This is a genomic window from Vibrio anguillarum (assembly GCF_001989995.2).
GTDB lineage: Bacteria > Pseudomonadota > Gammaproteobacteria > Enterobacterales > Vibrionaceae > Vibrio > Vibrio anguillarum.
Map to the genome: position 1 here is coordinate 1 of NZ_JAHGUP010000034.1, position 18,967 is coordinate 18,967.

Genomic DNA, 18,967 nt, shown 5'->3' on the forward strand with positions numbered 1-18,967 from the left:
TTCAAATTTTGCTTTAGACACGATCGTGTTCCTTCCTAGTTATGATTCGTCTTGAGTCACATATAGCTCAAGACGCGCCAGAAATTGCTATTTTATGCGCCAACTCTCATCAGCGCAATAGATTCGTTATTAAACAAATAACAGTTAACCACGTTCTGCAATGATTGCTTCTGCAACATTTTTTGGCACATCAGCGTACTCTGCAAACTCCATGGAGTAAGAGGCGCGACCCTGAGTGGCAGATCGTAAGTCTGTTGCATAACCAAACATTTCCGATAGAGGGACTCTAGCATGGATAATCTTAAGGCCTGCATGGCCTTCATCCATACCTTCAATCATGCCGCGACGACGGTTTAAGTCACCCACAACATCACCCATCCAATCTTCTGGAGTAGTTACTTCAACTTTCATCATTGGTTCAAGAAGAACAGGCTGCGCTTCTAAAGCACCTTTCTTGAACGCCATCGAACCAGCAATCTTAAACGCCATCTCGCTTGAGTCGACATCATGATATGAACCATCGAATAATGTCGCTTTCACATCCAGAATCGGATAACCAGCTAACACACCGTTGTTCATTTGCTCTTCGATACCTTTCGCAACCGAGCTGATGTATTCCTTAGGAATCACACCACCAACGATTTCGTCGACAAAGACAAAGCCTTCGCCGAGTTCCGCAGGTTCAATCTTAAGCCAAACGTGACCATATTGACCACGACCACCAGATTGACGAACGAACTTGCCTTCTACTTCCGCTTTTCCACGGATAGTTTCTCGGTAAGCCACTTGTGGTTTACCAACGTTACAGTCCACACTGAACTCACGCTTCATGCGATCAACAATGATGTCTAGGTGGAGCTCACCCATACCAGAGATCAACGTTTGACCTGTTTCCTTATCGGTTTCGACACGGAAAGATGGGTCTTCTGCCGCCAGTTTACCTAGCGCAATACCCATTTTTTCTTGGTCAGCTTTAGAGCGAGGCTCTACCGCAATTTGAATCACTGGCTCAGGGAATTCCATGCGCTCAAGAACCACTTTGTGGTCTGGGTTACACAGCGTATCGCCTGTAGTGACATCTTTTAAGCCGATCGCAGCCGCAATATCGCCAGCACGAACTTCTTTAATCTCTTCACGTTTGTTGGCATGCATCTGTACGATACGACCAAAACGTTCTTTTTTCTGTTTCACTGAGTTGTAAACGGCATCGCCAGAGTTCACCACACCAGAGTAAACACGCATAAAAGTTAATGTGCCAACAAATGGGTCAGTGGCAATCTTAAATGCAAGTGCCGAGAATGGTTCGTTGTCGTCAGCGTGACGTTCTACTTCGTTCTCGTTTTCATCCACGCCTTTAATGGCTGGTACATCTACCGGTGAAGGCAAATATTCAACAACCGCATCCAATACCGCTTGTACGCCTTTATTTTTAAAGGCACTACCACAAGTGGCCAATACGATTTCATTGTTAATAGTACGAGTCCGTAGCGCTTGTTTGATTTCCGCTTCTGTCAGCTCGCCGTCTTCAAGATACTTTTCCATTAACTCTTCACTAGCTTCCGCTGCCGCTTCTACTAGGTTGTTGTGCCATTCTTCGGCCAACTCAAGCATATCTTCTGGAATGTCTTCGTAAGTAAACGTCATGCCTTGATCGGCTTCATTCCAGTTGATGGCTTTCATCTTGATAAGGTCGATGACACCTTTGAACTCTTCTTCCGCACCAATATTTAATTGAATAGGAACAGGAGTCGCACCAAGACGATGTTTAATTTGGTTTACAACGCGTAAAAAGTCTGCGCCAGCACGGTCCATTTTATTAACGAACACCATGCGAGGAACACCGTATTTGTCAGCTTGACGCCATACAGTTTCAGACTGGGGTTCAACACCAGATGAGCCACAGAATACAACCACAGCACCATCAAGCACACGAAGTGAACGCTCTACTTCAATTGTAAAGTCAACGTGTCCTGGGGTATCAATGATGTTTACGCGATGATCTTGGAACTGTGCTTCCATACCACGCCAGAAGGTTGTTGTAGCAGCAGAAGTTATAGTGATACCACGTTCTTGCTCCTGCTCCATCCAGTCCATGGTTGCAGCACCATCGTGAACTTCGCCGATTTTGTGAGAAAGGCCAGTGTAGAACAGAATACGCTCAGTAGTGGTTGTTTTACCTGCATCTACGTGAGCACAGATACCGATGTTGCGGTAGCGCTCAATAGGAGTTTTCCGAGCCACGATTGTATCCTCTTACTAAGGTAATCCTTAGAGTATGAAAATGTGCTGCGAGAGAACCTCGCAGCACAGAAGGTATTACCAGCGGTAATGAGCGAATGCTTTGTTCGCTTCTGCCATACGGTGAACGTCTTCACGTTTCTTAACAGCAGTACCTTTATTTTCTGACGCGTCTAGCATTTCAGCAGCTAGGCGAGCAGCCATAGATTTTTCACCACGCTTACGCGCAGCATCAACTACCCAACGCATAGCAAGTGCGTTACGGCGAACCGGACGTACTTCTACTGGCACTTGGTAAGTTGAACCACCCACGCGGCGAGATTTAACTTCGACCGCTGGACGTACGTTTTCAAGAGCTTCTTCAAATACAGCTAAGTGACCTTTGCCAGATTTCTCAGCCATAGTGTCTAGTGCAGTGTAAACAATTTTCTCTGCAGTAGATTTTTTACCGTCAACCATAAGAATGTTAACGAATTTTGCCAGCAGTTCAGACTTGAACTTTGGATCTGGAAGGATCTTACGCTGACCAATAACGCGACGACGTGGCATGGATATTCTCCGTTGTCTTTTTCAGGTTATCCAAAACTTTTCAGTTTCTTCAAAAATTAAATAATTTAGTGTTTGGCCTTACTTAACGGAAATCCATTAAGATTTAGGACGTTTCACACCGTATTTAGAACGAGCTTGTTTACGGTCGTTTACGCCTGCACAGTCAAGTGCACCACGGATTGTGTGGTAACGCACACCTGGAAGGTCTTTTACACGACCGCCACGGATAAGAACAACTGAGTGCTCTTGAAGGTTGTGACCTTCACCGCCGATGTACGAAGTCACTTCGAAGCCGTTCGTTAGACGAACACGACATACTTTACGAAGTGCTGAGTTAGGTTTTTTAGGTGTAGTAGTGTAAACACGTGTACATACACCACGTTTTTGTGGGCACGCTTCTAGTGCTGGCACGTTGCTTTTAACAACTTGCTTTACACGAGGATTGCGGACCAACTGGTTAATAGTTGCCATTAACTAGCTCCTGAATTTACTTAAAGTAAGCTTTGTGAAAAATCTAGTCCCTAGTGCACTTAGTACAAATAGGGACGCAAAATTCTATGCAGCAGTGAGAGGTGTGTCAAGAAATATACAGATCTTTTTTAACCACCATAAGTAAAGGGTGGGTAATAGAGGGGTAATAGAGGGGTAATAGCGACAAGAAAATCTACCAAGTGATTGATTTTTCATGATTAGTAGTAAGTTCAACCAAACCAGAGAAATCCACTTTGGTAATTTGTACTGAGCAGAGATCCTGCACCCCGCGCGCGCAGAGATCCTCAAGTAAGACATAAACCCTGTTCAGATCGTTGAGTAGTAAAAAAGAGCCCGCACTAGGGTTACTCATATACACCGCTTCTTCAACCAAGATAATACTATCCTCAGCCAAACAATAGCGCTGCGCTAAGGTCAGTTTTGCCGTGTCTTTTACAATATGCAGCATAGATATTACCTTAGAAAGTTAGTACTTGATCGCACTCGTGAAGTAACTGAGCGATTTGCTGAGGCGATTTTTTTTCAACATCGATTACCCATTGAGCCGATGCTAACCCCAACTCTTCAACGCTTTGCTCACACAGATAAAGGTGTTCAATATCGTATAACTCAAGCAGTTTAAACGCACTGATGTAATCACGGCTAAGCAGTTGTTGCGGTGATTGGTTGGCGACGATTTGCGTCACGCCAAACCCAACAAAAAAGAGCGAGATCGCATCACAATAGGCCGAGGCTGCCAGTACAGCGTCCAGCCCTTCTCTTCCAGCCGAACTAGAATGAGGCGAAGAATGAAAAACAAAACCGATTTTTTTCAAAACTGTACCACTCGATCTTGAGTTAATAACGCTTCAGCTAAGCTTCCTAACCCAGTTTGTGCAAAACCTTGTGCCAAATTATGCGCAGTGAGCTGGTGTTGCTGAGCTTCATTTTCACTGATAATGCCACGACGTAACGCTGCAGCAACACAGGTTTCTAAGCTTACATGGTGTTCAGTAGCTAGCCTCTGCCATGCTTTCACAAGATCAAACTCATCGTTTGCAGGCGCGGTGATCGCAGAGCCATTGAAAACACCATCTTGATAAAAAAATACTTGCTTGAGTGAATGCCCTTTTGCTAGCAATGCACAGGCAAACAGATAAGCACTACGCGCTGCCTGAGTGCCATACACTGAGCCATTGACCAGTAGCGTATAAGTCAACGTTTGGCTCACTACGATTCTTCTCCAGTCTTACGCTGGCGAATGTAGAGGTACACGGTATGCTTGGAAATATTCAGTCGGTCAGCAACACGGTTGATGGCATCTTTGATATCAAAAATACCTTTGTCATACAACTCCATCACGATCTGACGGTTCTTGGTATTGTTAGACACTGATTTATCGGCGTTGATCTCTTCGATGGTACGCTCTACCGTCTGATCCACCAGCTCTTCTACATCACTGGCAAAGTTAACCGATGAGGCGGCTTCCTGAGCTTCCTGAGTCGGCATGAATGATTGCAGAACTTGTGAGAACGGAGCATCTAAATTGACGTTGATACAAAGTAAGCCAATGACTCGGTTATCACCATTACGAATCGCGACCGTAATCGATTTCATCAACACACCACCCTTGGCGCGAGAGAAATACGATCGTGAGAAGTTACGCTCCGATCCTTCAATATCTTTCAACATACGCAGTGCAAGATCAGTGATCGGGGAACCCACTTGACGTCCCGTGTTTTCACCATTGGCAATTTTAATCGCCGAGGTATTGAGATCTTCCAATGAGTGCAGAACGATCTCACAAAAAGGACCAATCAGGCTGGCGATACCGTCAACCACAGCTTCATAAGATCGAAGAATGATTTTATCGTGATCACTAAATGGCATCACGTGCACGGATTCCATTTCAAGCAACATATCCGCGTTTAGAGTTTCTGTCGTTGTCACTGTTATCTAGCCTTAGAGCGAAAAATCAACAAATTGACGTAAGTTTATCAGAAAATTTTAATCGAAAACTCTGTTAAGTCACTAACAAGTGATTTAGGACAACTAATTAGTGAGTCGTTAGAGACAGAAAAGGCCTGATTCATCAGGCCTTTGAGCTGGTTACAACGGTTCAACAATGGCTGATATTATTTAGCCGCATCGCTACCGTTATCAATTTTTAGCAACTCCACTTCAAACACAAGTGTTGAGTTTGCTGGAATAGTCGGTGTGTCTTGCTCACCGTAAGCCAGTTGCGGCGGGATAACAAACTTGTATTTTGCTCCCACTTGCATCAGTTGCACACCTTCTGTCCAACCAGGAATAACCCGATTGAGTGGGAATGTCGCTGGCTCACCACGATCATACGAGCTATCAAATTGAGTACCGTCAGCCAGTGTCCCTTTGTAATGCACTTGAACAGTATCGGTCTCTTTTGGTGACTCACCTTTTGCTGGCGTCAGTACTTGGTACAGTAAACCAGATTCAGTTTTCTTTACGCCATCTTGTTTTTCAAATTCAGCGCGGAATTCGTCACCAGCTTTTTCAGCAGCAGCCGCTTTTTCAGCGGCTTTCGCTTGCATGGTTTCAGAAACGCGTTTATCTAGAGCTTCTAGCGCTGCGCGTGTATCTTCTTCACTCAACTCAGCATTGCCGGCGAAGACATGTTCAATCCCTTTTAGAACCAGATCTTTATTCAGATTGATACCAATTTCGGCTGGTTTTTCAATGCTGGTGCTGAGGTAATTTGCAAAAGAGACGCCAATCGCGTAAGCCGCTTTGTCATCTTCTGTTTTAAAGTGAACCGTTTTCCCCGCTTCCGTTTGTACTTGTTCTGCTGCAGGTGCTGCTTCAGTTTTCGGGGCTTCATCTTTCTGGCAGCCAACTGCAAGCATGACGGTTGCCGCAAGCAGTGACACTTTAAACAATGATTTCATTTATTTCTCCAATTTGTAGGCAAACCTTTTGTTATTACGCACAAATTTCGGTGAAAAACTGGTGCGCTAAACAGAGTTGTACCAATATAGCGATATGTTGATAGATTGTCTTTACACTCAAAGCGGATAATTAGACTTGATGCGAATAATTTCTCATTCAATCCTAGGTTGCATTGTCATCTTGATGTTAAATGGCTGTTTTTTCTCTAACAGCGATGTACAACGTTGGGATATAGAACCAAACGGTTCGACCAGTTTCGGTTTAAGCCGCGATGGTCGTTTTGCGCTACTCTATTCCAAACAAAGACAACTCGTTCTATGGGATCTTGAACAAAACAAAACCTTAGCCGAATTGGGACCTCAAGACCCACAAGCCAATACCGTTTCTCATATTCGACTCTCCGATAATGGCCGTTTTGCCGTGACCGCTAGCCAAATTAACTTTGCCGTATGGGACTTAGGTTGGACACAAGCTCAAGGTTTGTGGTCCATCTCCGATGGGCTGATCCGAGACATTGACATTGCCAATAACGGAAAACAAGTTCTACTCGGTTTATCCAATGGTAAAGCGATTTACGTCGATTTAGTCACTGGACGTCGACTAGAGTTCCTTGCTCATCGAGAAAAAGTGAATTCTGTCGCCCTATCGCCCAATGGCCGTTTTGCTCTGACGGGAGGTAATGATTATTTTGCCTACCTTTGGGATACGCAAAGTGGGCAAATTTTACGATCGTTTGAACATGAGCAGCGGGTGAATCGAGTAGCGCTGCAGCGAGAGGGAAAATTAGCCTTTACCTCCGATGGTGGTAATCAATCCATTATTTGGGATCTCTCCTCGGGTAAGGAACAGGCGAAATTGCGCAGTTTTTCACGACAATTGATTTTCTCTACCGCGCGTTTTTCTGATGATGGCAGGTTGCTTGTGACAGGGAATCCTTCAAGCCAAGTCGCGGTTTGGGATACTCAAAGTGGTAAAAAACAGCAAGGATTCGAAGTAGAACCGCTAAAAGATGCTCGCCCACCCACTGCGGTGGTGTATGATGCGGCCTTTGATCATCAGCAACGAATTATTACCGGAAGCTCTGCAGGTATTGCTCAGGCTTGGAAACTCGACGATTAGTTATGAACGATAAGTATATTCAGCAATTAGAACAGCGTGTTAGTGACTTGGAATGCCAACTTGCTTTTCAAGAACAAACCATTGATGAACTCAATCAAGCATTATCAACACAGCAGCTCATGCTGACGAAAATGCAAGACCAAATGAAATATGTGGCTGGTAAAGTCAAAAATATGGATGCCTCACATTTAGCGGATCCATCAGAAGAGACTCCACCACCTCACTATTGATAGTGATGATACTGATAATGATAAACTGATAATAATAAATCGGTTACCGCGCTATTGTGCATCACTATCGTGCGAAATAGTACGCAATGATGCCCCCAGCAACGACGAGACAACCACCGATACGGCGCAGTTGATGATCGGGCTGCTGGCTGAGCTCTGCCACCATCTTTCTCCAGCCATTAGGGGCGATTAACGGTCCAATACCTTCTGCAATTAACACTAGCCCCACAGCAAGCCAGATTGAATTCGACATAGTGCCTTCTCTCTTAAAGCCATAAACGACAAAGGCTCCCTGAAGGAGCCTTTGAATAAACAACGGTCAATTATTTCGTTGTCAAACCTTTGGTGTTATTCATGTACTTGAAGAAATCACTCTTAGGATCAAGCACCAAGATATCACTCTTCTCGCTAAATGATTTCTCATAGGCTTTCAGCGAACGTAAGAACCCGTAAAACTCAGGATCTTTACTGTACACATCTGAGTAAATCTTCGCTGCTTTAGCATCAGCATCACCGCGAGTTACGCGAGCCGTTTTATCCGCTTCCGCTAAGATAGTCGCCACTTCAAGTTCAGCTTGAGCACGAATGACTTCGGCTTTTTCACGACCTTGAGAACGGTGTTTACGAGCTACTGACTCACGTTCAGCACGCATACGACGATAGATAGACTCACTGATCTCATCTGGGAGGTTGATTTTCTTAATACGGAAATCAACCACTCTCACGCCTAAATCTTTCAGTGCACCTTTACGCGTATCTTCCAACACATTTTCCATCACTTGGTCACGCTGACCATCGATTTCCAATGCTTGTTTCGCAGCCTCAGTCGTGACGACTTCGTCATCAGCACTTTCCGGCAAGACATCTTTATTACGTGGGCCTGAAACAATTTGTTTGATTTCACGAGAACCGATTTCAGAACGAAGAATGTCTGTCACTTTACGTTCTAGCAGTGCTTGAGCTGTCAATGCATTGCCACCACCCGTTGCCAAGTAGTATTGACCAAAGTCTTCAATACGCCATTTGACATAGGTATCGATGATCACATCTTTTTTCTCTGAAGTCACGAAACGGTCAGAGCGGCCATCCATTGTTTGGATGCGCGCATCTAACGTTCTTACTCGATCAAACAGTGGCATTTTAAAATGCAAACCCGGTTCGTAGATTCGAGCAATTTCATTGTTATCTTTCAGAATACGACCGAAACGGACAACAATACCGCGCTCACCTTCAGGAATCACAAACAGCGACATCAACATCAATACCAGTGCAATCACTAATACTGGGATCATTAACTTACGCATTACTAGTATCTCCCTTGACGTGTATTGCTAGAGCGAGACGGTGTATTACCTGTATCACTGCTGGTTGGTGAATCAAGCTCTATCTGATCATAGGTTGATGATGATTTATCTTGACGTTTGGTGTCATTCTTACTGTCTTGGCCTGTAATTCGATCCAACGGTAGATAAAGCATATTGCCACTGGATTCTGAATCAATTAGCACTTTAGATGTGTTTGAATACACCTCTTCCATAGTATCTAGGTAGAGACGATTACGTGTCACATCTGGCGCGGCTTGATACTCAGGGAGCAGTTTTTCAAACTGTGCCACTTGACCCAATGCTTCGTTAATCGTGCGTTCTGTATAACCTTGCGCTTCTTTCTTCAAACGTTCTGCTCGGCCTGTTGCTTTAGGCAGGATTTCGTTCTTATACGCTTCAGATTCACGAATGAAACGCTCTTCATCTTCTCGCGCCGCAATCGCATCATCGAACGCATCTTTAACTTGCTCTGGCGGACGAGCCGACTGGAAGTTGACATCGACAATCATTAAGCCCATATCATAGCTATCAATGATTTGATTCAAGGTCGTTTGGGTACTTTGACGAATTTGCTGACGGCCACTGGTTAAGATACTGTCCATCAAAGAATCACCAACCACGGCACGTAATGCTGAGTCAGTTGCTTGGCGTAAGCTATCGTCAGCATTAGTCACACGATACAAGTACTTGTATGGATCAGACACGCGATATTGTACATCCATGCCAACAGTGACCACGTTTTCATCTTTGGTTAGCATCAAACCCGATGCACGTAGTGAACGAATCGCTTGTACGTTAACGGCCGTCACCTCATCAACAAAGCGAGGACGCCAGTTCAAACCAGGATCAACGATGCGATCATACTTACCTAAACGCAGCACGACGCCACGCTCAGCTTCACCAATCGTATAGAAACCAGAAAAGAACCACACCGCAACTGCGATTGCTGCAATGACTCCAAAGCCAATTGCGCTACCACCAGAGAATGAAGGGCCTTTACCGCCTTTCTTACCAAATCGTCCGCCCAGTTTCTGGCTCAGTTTATTGAAAACCTCATCCAAATCTGGCGGTCCTTGATCACGGCCACCTTTATTTTTGTCACCACGATTATTACCCCAAGGGTCATTATCGCGGCCATTGTTGCCGTTGTTATTACCGGGCTCATTCCACGCCATTAGAAAGCTCCATCATTTGATATGACGTTATACTGTAGCAGTCCTTTAAGTAACTATAAAGTCACGCAAAACTGCTTCTTCTCTTTTTTCTAGTCTAAACCAATCAACTTGCTGCATACGAATGTTAATCAACAAATTACCATCTGGATCATATTCTTCTTGTTGAATACATTTCATTTGTGAAAATGCACTACGAATGCGACCTTGGTGCAGTGGTGGAATACACAATTGATATTGAATGACTTGACTCGCTAATCGCTCTGTCAATGCTTCGAAAAGCAGATCAATACCCTGTCCATCCATGGCTGATAACCACACGGTTCTCGGTATTCCCTCATCATCTTTTTCGATGCGAGGTTGTTGGCCTTCTAGATTATCGATCTTGTTCATGACGACAAGCGTTGGCACCTCATGGGCGTCAATCTCTTCTAATACATCATGGACGGCTTTGATATTCTCACGAAAACGCTCATCACTGGCATCAACAACATGTAACAAAATGTCAGCTTCTTGAGTTTCTTGTAACGTGGCTTTAAATGCTGCAACTAAATCGTGCGGCAGATGACGAATAAATCCTACGGTGTCAGCGAGAACGGCAGTACCAACGTCCGCCAATTCGATTTTCCGCAAGGTAGGATCTAGGGTTGCAAACAGTTGATCTGCTGCATAAACCCCAGCTTCAGTAATGCGATTAAATAACGTTGATTTCCCCGCATTGGTATAACCCACTAGCGATATGGTGGGAATCTCAGCTCGATTTCGAGCTCGGCGTCCTTGTTCTCGCTGCTTAGCGACTTTCTCTAAGCGGCGTAATATCGCTTTAATACGTTCACGCAATAAACGTCTGTCGGTTTCTAGCTGCGTTTCACCAGGTCCACGTAAGCCTATACCGCCTTTTTGTCGCTCAAGGTGCGTCCAACCACGAATTAATCGCGTAGAGATGTGGCGTAATTGTGCCAGCTCTACTTGCAACTTCCCTTCATGGGTTCGTGCTCGTTGGGCAAAAATATCGAGGATGAGGCCAGTACGGTCAATCACTCGACATTGGCATAGTTGTTCAAGATTACGTTCTTGGGCAGGAGAAAGGGCGTGGTTGAAGATAACCACATCCGCTTCAACAAGTTGAACCGCATGCGCTATCTCTTGGGCTTTACCCTCACCGACATAATATTTAGGGTGTGGAGTTTGACGGCTGCCAGTAATAATTTGCAGTGTCGACACTCCAGCAGAAGAAACCAGCATTTCACACTCGCTGAGATCATCCCACTCACCCTTTTGCGTGAAGTTGATATGAACAAGTACCGCTCGCTCACCGGCTTCGTAACGGTCAAACAAGCAACCAACTCCTTTGTAAGTAAATAATACTAATCAGAGAATTACTCTTCTGATTTGTCTGATGGACGATCAGACCCAGTGCGTGGCTCAGCAGTGTGGTGGCTCACTGCACGTGCAGGAACAACCGTTGAAATCGCATGCTTATACACCATTTGATTGACTGTGTTTTTCAGTAAGATCACAAATTGATCAAAGGATTCAATCTGACCTTGAAGCTTAATTCCGTTCACAAGGTAGATGGATACTGGAATGCGCTCACGACGTAGTGCATTTAAGAATGGGTCTTGTAGAGATTGCCCCTTAGCCATTTTATTTTCCTTATTTGTATTTTGTTGTAGTTATTTAGCTAGTGGTGCACTGCATTATTGGTGCGGCCTTTGCATCTGAGCTAAATGAATAAAAACCCCGTTGCTACTTGTTATGACGGCGATAATACCAAATATCAAGTAACGGATCCTTTACAGGGTACATCACGCAAAAGCGATCACATTATACACAGCTAACTCCATCAGATGCTATGGCATTTGAGAGAGTTTCTACTGCATGATCAATGTTTTCACTATCTAACCAAGTTAAATCATCCCAGCTGCGTAACCAGGTGATCTGACGCTTGGCCAATTGACGGGTTGCACAGATTCCACGATATACCGCTTCCTCTAACGTACAATTCCCATCCAAATAGTCCCACATCTGTCGATAACCAACACAGCGAATCGATGGCAAATCCGGATGAAGATCGCTTCGAGCATAAAGTGCTTTCATTTCTTCTTCAAATCCAGCTTCGATCATCTTTTCAAACCTGAGTTCGATTCGACGGTGGAGCTCAGCCCTTTCCTTGGGAGCTATAGCAAACTGTTTAACTCGAAATGGCAGGCTTTCGCCTTTCGTTTGAGTTAACTCTGTAAGAGTTTTACCTGAAATTCGGTAAACTTCCAATGCTCGTGACAATCTTTGTGGATCATTAGGATGAATTCTTGCCGCCGAAACCGGATCAATCGTTTGTAATTGATCGTGTAACTGACCCCAACCATGCTCCAAAGCCTCTTGCTCAATTTGTTGCCGTATCTCAGGGTTAGCTGCAGGAAGTGGCGAAAGCCCTTCAAGTAGAGCCTTGTAATACAACATAGTTCCCCCAACGAGCAGAGGAATTTTACCTTGCGCGGTAATATCATGCATTGCAAGTAATGCATCGCGACGAAAATCTGCCGCCGAATAGACTTCACTTGGATCCAAAATATCGATCAGACGATGAGGTGCGAGTGCCAGTTCATGTGCATTAGGTTTGGCGGTGCCAATATCCATGCCTTTGTAGATCAGCGCCGAGTCGACACTGATGATTTCCACTGGGTATTTTTGGCGCAAACGAATCGCCAAATCTGTTTTACCTGATGCGGTCGGGCCCATTAAAAACAGAGCCAATGGTTGTGTTTGATTCATCATTCTTTTAATTCGTTATGCCAACAAGGCCGCTATGGTGGTAGAAAAATCAACGGGGCGGACAAAACTCGCATCATGAAGAGGAAGTTGCCCTTGCCAAAGCTGTTCAAGTTCCGAAATCATTTGGATGGCTTCAGACAAAGTGTAGTCACTTTTCACCACAGTGATGTGTTCAGCCAGCCAATCGGCAACAAGATCCACCGTAATAGGTTCATCATCAGCCGTAAAATTAGCGGACACGTAAGATAGCAGATCTGGGATTAAGTTTTGCAGGTTTTGTTGCCTCAACGGTTGAGGTACGCCCATCACCATGATGCTTGAACCATGACGTTCTTTAAGCTCAATCCCTAGCGTATTCAACATCGGCTGGCAATGCGTTAACGCTTGATGTTCTTGTGCTGAGAGCTTGATGGAGAGCGGCACGAGTAAAGGTTGGCTTTTCAAGCCGCCTTGTTCGGTATGCAATTGGCCGCGAGTTTTCAGCCATGCCCCTTTGATAAGAGAAAGCAATACGACGCCCTGTTTGGACCCCATTAACAGGTACTGCCCTTTGATTACAGCAATAGCTTTACCCAACTGTTCGATCTGCAGCATTTCACCTTGATCTTGATGTGCAATAGGAGAAAGTTCGACTGCTGAAGCTGGCGGTTGAGTTGCCATCAGCTCTTGATAGAGCTTCACTTCCCCGCTCGAAGGTGAGCCCGTTGGCTGGCGCTCAGCTTTCGCCCGAGAAGAAGATGGAGAGCCGTTTTGCTGCCAATGGCTACGCTTTGGCGTTTCAGCTATGCCGTGCGCGGTTGTGCTTTCTCGCTCAGCTTTTCGTGGATAAGCGGGAGTGTTGTCAATCGCTTGCCACACTTGCTCTGGAACGGTGTTATGCCCCTCAGTTTCTTGGCACACACTATCAATTGCAGTGTCATTCTCAATGCGATCCACAGTCGCCGCATCGGGCTGATGAAAAGCCGATGGTTTGAGCTGCGGCTTCTCAATGTGCTTGCTTTCAGCCAGTGCACTACTGAGTGCTTGATAGATAAAATCATGCACTAATCGCGCTTGATGGAAACGCACCTCGTGTTTCGCGGGATGGACATTCACATCCACTTGATGGGGATCGAGCTCAATGAAGAGTACATAAGTGGCGAACTGATCGCCTCTCAGGCTGGTTTCATAACTTTGCCGGATAGCATGATTAATCAGCTTGTCACGCATCATCCGCCCATTAACGTAGCAGTATTGCAAATCACTCTGCTGGCGCGCGCCTTCTGGAGTCGTTATCCAACCATGCAAGCGAAGCCCTTGATGTTCCAACTCAATGTTCAGCATATGGCGAACAAAAGCGTTGCCACACACAGCCGCGATTCTTTTTTCCTCTTGAGCGGCCGTTTTAGCCGCTCGATATTGACGTACCATCTTGCCGTTATGGCGCACATTGATGGTGACATCAAACCGGCTCAAAGCAATGCGTTTTAGTAGCTCATCAATGTGAGTAAATTCTGTTTTCTCTGTGCGTAAAAATTTGCGCCGAGCGGGCGTATTAAAGAACAGATCGAGCACTTCGACAGACGTTCCAATCGGGTGTGCGGCTGGCTGCAACTTAACCGCCATATCTCGACCTTCACTGTATGCTGCCCAAGCCTGTTCTTGCGTGGCTGGACGAGACGTCAATGTAAGCCGAGAGACTGAGCTAATACTCGCGAGCGCTTCTCCACGAAAACCTAAGCTGACGATCGCCTCTAAATCATCCAAGGTGTGAATTTTAGAAGTTGCATGGCGGCTTAAAGCGAGCGCCAATTCCTCTTTTACTATCCCTTGCCCGTTATCACGCACACGAATAAGCTTCGCACCTCCCTTTTCGATATCGATATCGATACGAGAGGCGCCCGAATCCAAGCTATTCTCCACCAGCTCTTTAACGACAGAAGCCGGTCTTTCAACCACTTCACCTGCAGCAATTTGGTTAGCAAGACGTGCAGGTAGAATCTTAATCGTCATACTCATTACTACTTATTGGGAATGATCAACACTTGCCCTATGGCGAGCTGATCAGACCGAAGTTGGTTTACTTGGCGAATACTATTCAGACTCACTTGATATTGGCTGGCAATTTTGCTCAAAAACTCGCCTTTTTCAACTTTATGCTTACGCAGCGGCTTATCCTTCAAACTCACCGTTATCTTCAGTTTCTGCCCCAGCGTTAAGGTGTCTGAACGCAAGTTATTTTCGCGTTTAATCGCATCCACACTCACTTTATACGTGCTCGCTATCTTGCCCAAATACTCGCCAGATTTCACCACATGCGTAACAATTTCCGTTTCTACTGGGTTGCTGACCACAGGAACGCGAATCGGAGCTGACGTGGCCGGAATCGTTAAGATTTGACCAATCGACAAATTGGCATTTTTTAGTTTGTTGGTTGCGATTAATGCTTGAGTCGAAGTGCCATATTTATTAGCGATAACCGAGAGTGATTCCCCACGCTGCACTTTGTGCTTTTGCGTCTTACCGCGATTAGCAAACAGAGTGCCCTCGGGTGGGTTTTCTTCAAAATACTTGACGATGGCGGTTGCCAATGCGCGAGCCAATTTATCTTGATGCGAGCGCTGAAATAGCAATTGTTCCTCGGTAGGGTTAGAAATAAAACCCGTTTCAACCAACACCGAAGGAATATCGGGCGACTTAAGTACCGCCAAACTTGCGTTGACTGGCTCTGCTTTATGTAAATGGGCTACTTTTCCCATTTCGCCTAGCAGATGAGTTGCCACCTTGTAACCCTCTTTTTGCGAGTGGCTAAATTGCAAGTCCAGCAAGGTTTGGCTAACGTTTCGATCGCTATTATTTTTTGCCAGCACTTCACCAGCCCCACCTAACAGTTCTGATTGCTGTTCGTGGTTCTCAACCCAGCGAGCAATTTCCGTATTCGCACGCTTGGTATTTAACACAAACACCGAGCCCCCCCTGGGTTGTGGGGTATGAAACGCATCGGCGTGGATGGAGACAAGTAGGTGTGACTTATTACGGCGCGCAATTTCGGAACGTTTATTGAGGTTGACAAAGTAATCGCCACTGCGTGTCATGACCGCCTTCATTCCCGGTACGGCGTTAATTTGATCTGCGATCTTCTTGGAGATACTTAAGGTGGCATTTTTTTCATATTTTTTGGTCGGGCCAATCGAGCCGGGATCTTCTCCGCCATGACCAGCATCAATAGCCACCACGATATCCTCGGTTCCTAATAACTGCGAAGCGTCGCGGCTCACTTTAGTTTGGCTGGCCGGTTTTACTGTCGCCTTATCACTATCCAAATTGTGGGGTAAATCAACCACCAAACGATGCCCATACTGACCACCCGGCGTTGGCGCAAGTTTAAATGGCTGAGGGTTCACTTTGCGCTGTAACTCAAACACCAAGCGATACGTCCCTTTCTCCGGAGGCGAGCTATTACGAATTTGCTTGAGAACAGGGCTATCCGTGACTTTAAGCGGCAATTTTGTATTAAGCGTGGTGTTTTTTAAATCAACCACCAAACGCTCGGGGCTGCTTAAAGTGAAATAGCTATAATCCGCTTCAGTTTTGAGATCGATAACCACTCGAGTTTCATCTGGAGAAGGCCAAACGCGCACGCCTTCTAATGCATTCGCGTGCGTCGTTGAAGTAAATAAAGCACAGCCCCAAACCGCAAGCGATAGAGTTATCGTTCGTAACAAATGGATGATGTTCAACATAACTCCAACTGACTCAGCAATGAGGATCCATAGGGGCTGTTTGCACTCAGAAAAGCTTGCCTTTGTTCGCCATCGTAGCGTAGCTCAACATCAATATCTGCGGTTGGAAGTAGACCGCTGCCTTTTTCTGGCCACTCAACAAGGCAGATCGCATCCGGTGTGAAATAGTCACGAATACCCATAAATTCCAACTCTTCCGGATCGGCCAAGCGATAAAGATCAAAATGGTATACTTGCCAATCGGCTAGTTGATAAGGCTCAACTAAGGTATAAGTCGGGCTCTTGACGTTGCCAACATGGCCTAATGCGCGGATGAAGCCACGGCTGAAGGTTGTTTTTCCAGCACCGAGATCACCATGCAAATAAAGCGTGGTTTGCGCAGAGCATCGCTTAGCCAAAGCTGCGCCTAATTTTACCGTTTGCTGTTCGTCTTTTAAGGTAAAGATCTTAGTACTCATGAATTACCGCTCTCAAGTGTCGAAAATTGACTATATAAAAATCAAAAGAACTCGAATAGTAAACTGGGTTGGAATTGAGAGACAAGCTCTCTTCTGTAAGTAAAAGGAAAAAACTCGCTTTTTATGTCAGTTTAATCCACATCACAGACGATCATTTCCTAGATCCTCAATAAAGGATCCGTTAAGATCCTCGCCCCTTTTTGCAACGAGCTCATCGATAATGGACTACCAAGTACTGGCAGACAAAATTAAAATCTGGGCACGTGAACTTGGCTTCGAAAAGGTCGGGATCTGCGATATCGATCTCAGTGAGCACGAAGAGCCTTTGCAGAAATGGTTGGATGCTGGATTTCACGGTGAGATGGACTGGATGGCGCGCCATGGCATGATGCGAGCTAGGCCACATGAACTCCTTCCCGGCACCGTCCGCGTGATCAGCGCACGCATGAATTACTTACCCCCAGATGCTCGGTTTGCCAGTGATTTGAGTAATCCCAATTACGCTTATATCAGCCGCTACGCTCTGGGGCGTGACTACCATAAACTGGTACGCAACCAGCTCAAAAAACTCGGCGAAAAGATTGAACAAGAAGTGGGGGCACTCGGTTATCGCCCTTTTGTGGACTCCGCACCAATACTAGAACGGCCTTTAGCACAAAAAGCTGGGCTTGGTTGGACTGGCAAGCATTCGCTTATCCTTGATAAAGAGAGTGGTTCTTGGTTTTTTCTTGGTGAACTACTGATTGATTTGCCGCTGCCGGTCGATACACCAAGCAGTAATCAATGTGGCAAATGCACAGCCTGCATCACCTCATGCCCTACACAAGCCATCGTAGAAGACGGTGTTGTTGATGCTCGCCGATGCATCTCTTACCTCACCATAGAATATGATGGCGTAATTGCTGAAGAGTTTCGCAAGGCAATGGGTAATCGCATTTACGGCTGTGATGATTGCCAGTTGGTCTGCCCTTGGAATCGCTTTTCCGACCTCACTCAACAAAGTGATTTTCATCGCCGTCAAGCACTGGATGAACCAGACTTAGTTGAACTGTTTGCTTGGGATGAGGCCACCTTCTTACGTTATATGGAAGGTTCGGCTATTCGCCGCATTGGCCACCAGCAATGGTTGCGTAATCTTTCCATCGCTTTAGGAAACGCGCCATATTCACAACGCATTATCGCAGCACTAAACACGAGGTTAGGCTTGTCTGATTTATTAGACGAACATATACATTGGGCGCTAGTAGAACAAAAACGAAAATCATCGGAGCCAGCGAGTGCATGCTCTAGCAATAAGAAGCAGCAGCGCTTAATTCGAATTGTCGAGAAAGGGTTACCGCGTGATGCGTAAAAAATGAGGTAATTGCATAACTAATGAACACAGACTTTGATATGTATCTCAAAATACCAATTTGTGGACAAAATTTTAAACACGACACTGTTTTCTATAATTAAGAAAAGTTAGCCACATCAGCAATTAATGACAAGGATCAAAGATCTTGATATTAATGATCATACAGTTAGTTGACCTAATGGTGATAAAAAAACAAAAATCAATTTAAAAACAATTAGTTACACAGAAAAACAGCAAGATTAGAGAACAGAGCCGCATTAAAAGATCTTTCACTGACGCTTACCAGCACTTCACTAAAAACACGTTATACACCAACTTATCCACAATTAATTTTTGTGGATAACTCTGTTAATGAATAAGAATAAATAGCGACGAAAAGCCAGATTCTACAGAGACTAACCTGTGTATTGAAATTCAGCACGTAAGTTATCAAGACGGCAATAAATCCGCTTAGAACTGCAGATTATTTTTATTTTAGGGAGTTATGCTTCACAGCATTAAAGAAAGAGCATAAACCAAATACTGGTTTGAGTTCAGAGAACACTCTGAAAGAAGCTGGAGCGACACATAACCGTTACCTCAACCTTGGTAAGGTTGCGCTCTACCAAATGAGCTAGTGTCGCAATGAT

General features: G+C 45.2%; 20 protein-coding genes. 3 read left to right on the forward strand and 17 right to left on the reverse strand.

The annotated features are described in order from the left end of the window. Positions 1-144: 144 nt before the first annotated feature. The 8 genes from fusA to fkpA form a co-directional block, all read right to left on the reverse strand. Complete coding sequence (fusA, locus tag PL85_RS09545; protein WP_010318928.1) at positions 145-2,241, reverse strand: elongation factor G; 2,097 nt, start codon at positions 2,239-2,241, stop codon at positions 145-147. 75 nt (positions 2,242-2,316) lie between these two features. Beyond that, a complete protein-coding gene (rpsG, locus tag PL85_RS09550) occupies positions 2,317-2,787 on the reverse strand; it encodes a 30S ribosomal protein S7 (RefSeq protein ID WP_013857921.1) in 471 nt (156 codons plus the stop codon). A gap of 96 nt (positions 2,788-2,883) precedes the next feature. Then, positions 2,884-3,258, reverse strand: coding sequence for a 30S ribosomal protein S12 (rpsL, locus tag PL85_RS09555; RefSeq protein ID WP_010318930.1), 375 nt, complete (start codon positions 3,256-3,258; stop codon positions 2,884-2,886). Positions 3,259-3,451: 193 nt separating this feature from the next. Then, positions 3,452-3,727, reverse strand: a complete 276-nt coding sequence (tusB, locus tag PL85_RS09560; protein ID WP_088720745.1) for a sulfurtransferase complex subunit TusB — start codon at positions 3,725-3,727, stop codon at positions 3,452-3,454. Positions 3,728-3,737: 10 nt separating this feature from the next. Next, entirely contained in the window at positions 3,738-4,094 is a 357-nt protein-coding gene (gene tusC, locus PL85_RS09565; RefSeq protein ID WP_064624234.1) for a sulfurtransferase complex subunit TusC, read from the reverse strand. After that, positions 4,091-4,489: a sulfurtransferase complex subunit TusD gene (gene tusD, locus PL85_RS09570; protein WP_412766528.1), complete on the reverse strand. Its 399-nt coding sequence runs from the start codon at positions 4,487-4,489 to the stop codon at positions 4,091-4,093. The genes tusC and tusD overlap by 4 nt, the downstream gene beginning before the upstream one ends. Continuing rightward, the gene (locus PL85_RS09575) at positions 4,489-5,208 is read right to left on the reverse strand and encodes a helix-turn-helix transcriptional regulator (protein WP_115339459.1); all 720 of its coding nucleotides are present in this window, start codon (positions 5,206-5,208) and stop codon (positions 4,489-4,491) included. Before PL85_RS09575 ends, tusD begins: the two co-directional genes overlap by 1 nt. 185 nt (positions 5,209-5,393) lie before the next feature. Further along, positions 5,394-6,182 (reverse strand): FKBP-type peptidyl-prolyl cis-trans isomerase, encoded by a 789-nt coding sequence (gene fkpA / locus PL85_RS09580; protein ID WP_115339458.1) that lies wholly within the window; start codon positions 6,180-6,182, stop codon positions 5,394-5,396. A gap of 139 nt (positions 6,183-6,321) precedes the next feature. On the opposite strand from fkpA, the gene PL85_RS09585 reads away from it, so the two are divergent. Further along, positions 6,322-7,302, forward strand: a complete 981-nt coding sequence (locus PL85_RS09585; protein WP_026027456.1) for a WD40 repeat domain-containing protein — start codon at positions 6,322-6,324, stop codon at positions 7,300-7,302. Between the two features lie 2 nt (positions 7,303-7,304). Then, complete coding sequence (locus PL85_RS09590) at positions 7,305-7,532, forward strand: SlyX family protein (protein ID WP_010318937.1); 228 nt, start codon at positions 7,305-7,307, stop codon at positions 7,530-7,532. Between the two features lie 64 nt (positions 7,533-7,596). On the opposite strand, the gene PL85_RS09595 is transcribed toward PL85_RS09590, so the two are convergent. The 9 genes from PL85_RS09595 to tsaE all read right to left on the reverse strand — a co-directional run bounded on the left by PL85_RS09595 (position 7,597) and on the right by tsaE (position 16,984). Then, positions 7,597-7,785 carry a DUF2065 domain-containing protein gene (locus PL85_RS09595; RefSeq protein ID WP_017043313.1) on the reverse strand — a complete coding sequence of 63 codons (189 nt, stop codon included), beginning with the start codon at positions 7,783-7,785 and terminating at the stop codon, positions 7,597-7,599. Positions 7,786-7,855: 70 nt separating this feature from the next. Further along, positions 7,856-8,836, reverse strand: a complete 981-nt coding sequence (gene hflC / locus PL85_RS09600) for a protease modulator HflC (RefSeq protein WP_013857929.1) — start codon at positions 8,834-8,836, stop codon at positions 7,856-7,858. A 2-nt stretch (positions 8,837-8,838) separates the two neighbouring features. Beyond that, the gene (gene hflK / locus PL85_RS09605; RefSeq protein ID WP_013857930.1) at positions 8,839-10,032 is read right to left on the reverse strand and encodes an FtsH protease activity modulator HflK; all 1,194 of its coding nucleotides are present in this window, start codon (positions 10,030-10,032) and stop codon (positions 8,839-8,841) included. A 45-nt stretch (positions 10,033-10,077) separates the two neighbouring features. Further along, a complete protein-coding gene (gene hflX, locus PL85_RS09610; RefSeq protein ID WP_010318941.1) occupies positions 10,078-11,367 on the reverse strand; it encodes a ribosome rescue GTPase HflX in 1,290 nt (429 codons plus the stop codon). 41 nt (positions 11,368-11,408) lie between these two features. Then, the gene (hfq, locus tag PL85_RS09615; protein ID WP_013857931.1) at positions 11,409-11,675 is read right to left on the reverse strand and encodes an RNA chaperone Hfq; all 267 of its coding nucleotides are present in this window, start codon (positions 11,673-11,675) and stop codon (positions 11,409-11,411) included. A gap of 181 nt (positions 11,676-11,856) precedes the next feature. Beyond that, complete coding sequence (gene miaA, locus PL85_RS09620) at positions 11,857-12,804, reverse strand: tRNA (adenosine(37)-N6)-dimethylallyltransferase MiaA (RefSeq protein WP_115339905.1); 948 nt, start codon at positions 12,802-12,804, stop codon at positions 11,857-11,859. A gap of 15 nt (positions 12,805-12,819) precedes the next feature. Then, on the reverse strand, positions 12,820-14,802 hold the full coding sequence (mutL, locus tag PL85_RS09625) for a DNA mismatch repair endonuclease MutL (protein WP_115339457.1): 1,983 nt from the start codon (positions 14,800-14,802) through the stop codon (positions 12,820-12,822). A gap of 2 nt (positions 14,803-14,804) precedes the next feature. After that, entirely contained in the window at positions 14,805-16,526 is a 1,722-nt protein-coding gene (locus tag PL85_RS09630; protein ID WP_017043316.1) for an N-acetylmuramoyl-L-alanine amidase, read from the reverse strand. Beyond that, complete coding sequence (tsaE, locus tag PL85_RS09635; protein ID WP_010318946.1) at positions 16,520-16,984, reverse strand: tRNA (adenosine(37)-N6)-threonylcarbamoyltransferase complex ATPase subunit type 1 TsaE; 465 nt, start codon at positions 16,982-16,984, stop codon at positions 16,520-16,522. Before tsaE ends, PL85_RS09630 begins: the two co-directional genes overlap by 7 nt. 220 nt (positions 16,985-17,204) lie before the next feature. Between tsaE and queG the strand changes: the two genes are divergently transcribed. Beyond that, a complete protein-coding gene (gene queG, locus PL85_RS09640; RefSeq protein ID WP_094166302.1) occupies positions 17,205-18,335 on the forward strand; it encodes a tRNA epoxyqueuosine(34) reductase QueG in 1,131 nt (376 codons plus the stop codon). The last annotated feature ends 632 nt before the right edge of the window (positions 18,336-18,967 follow it).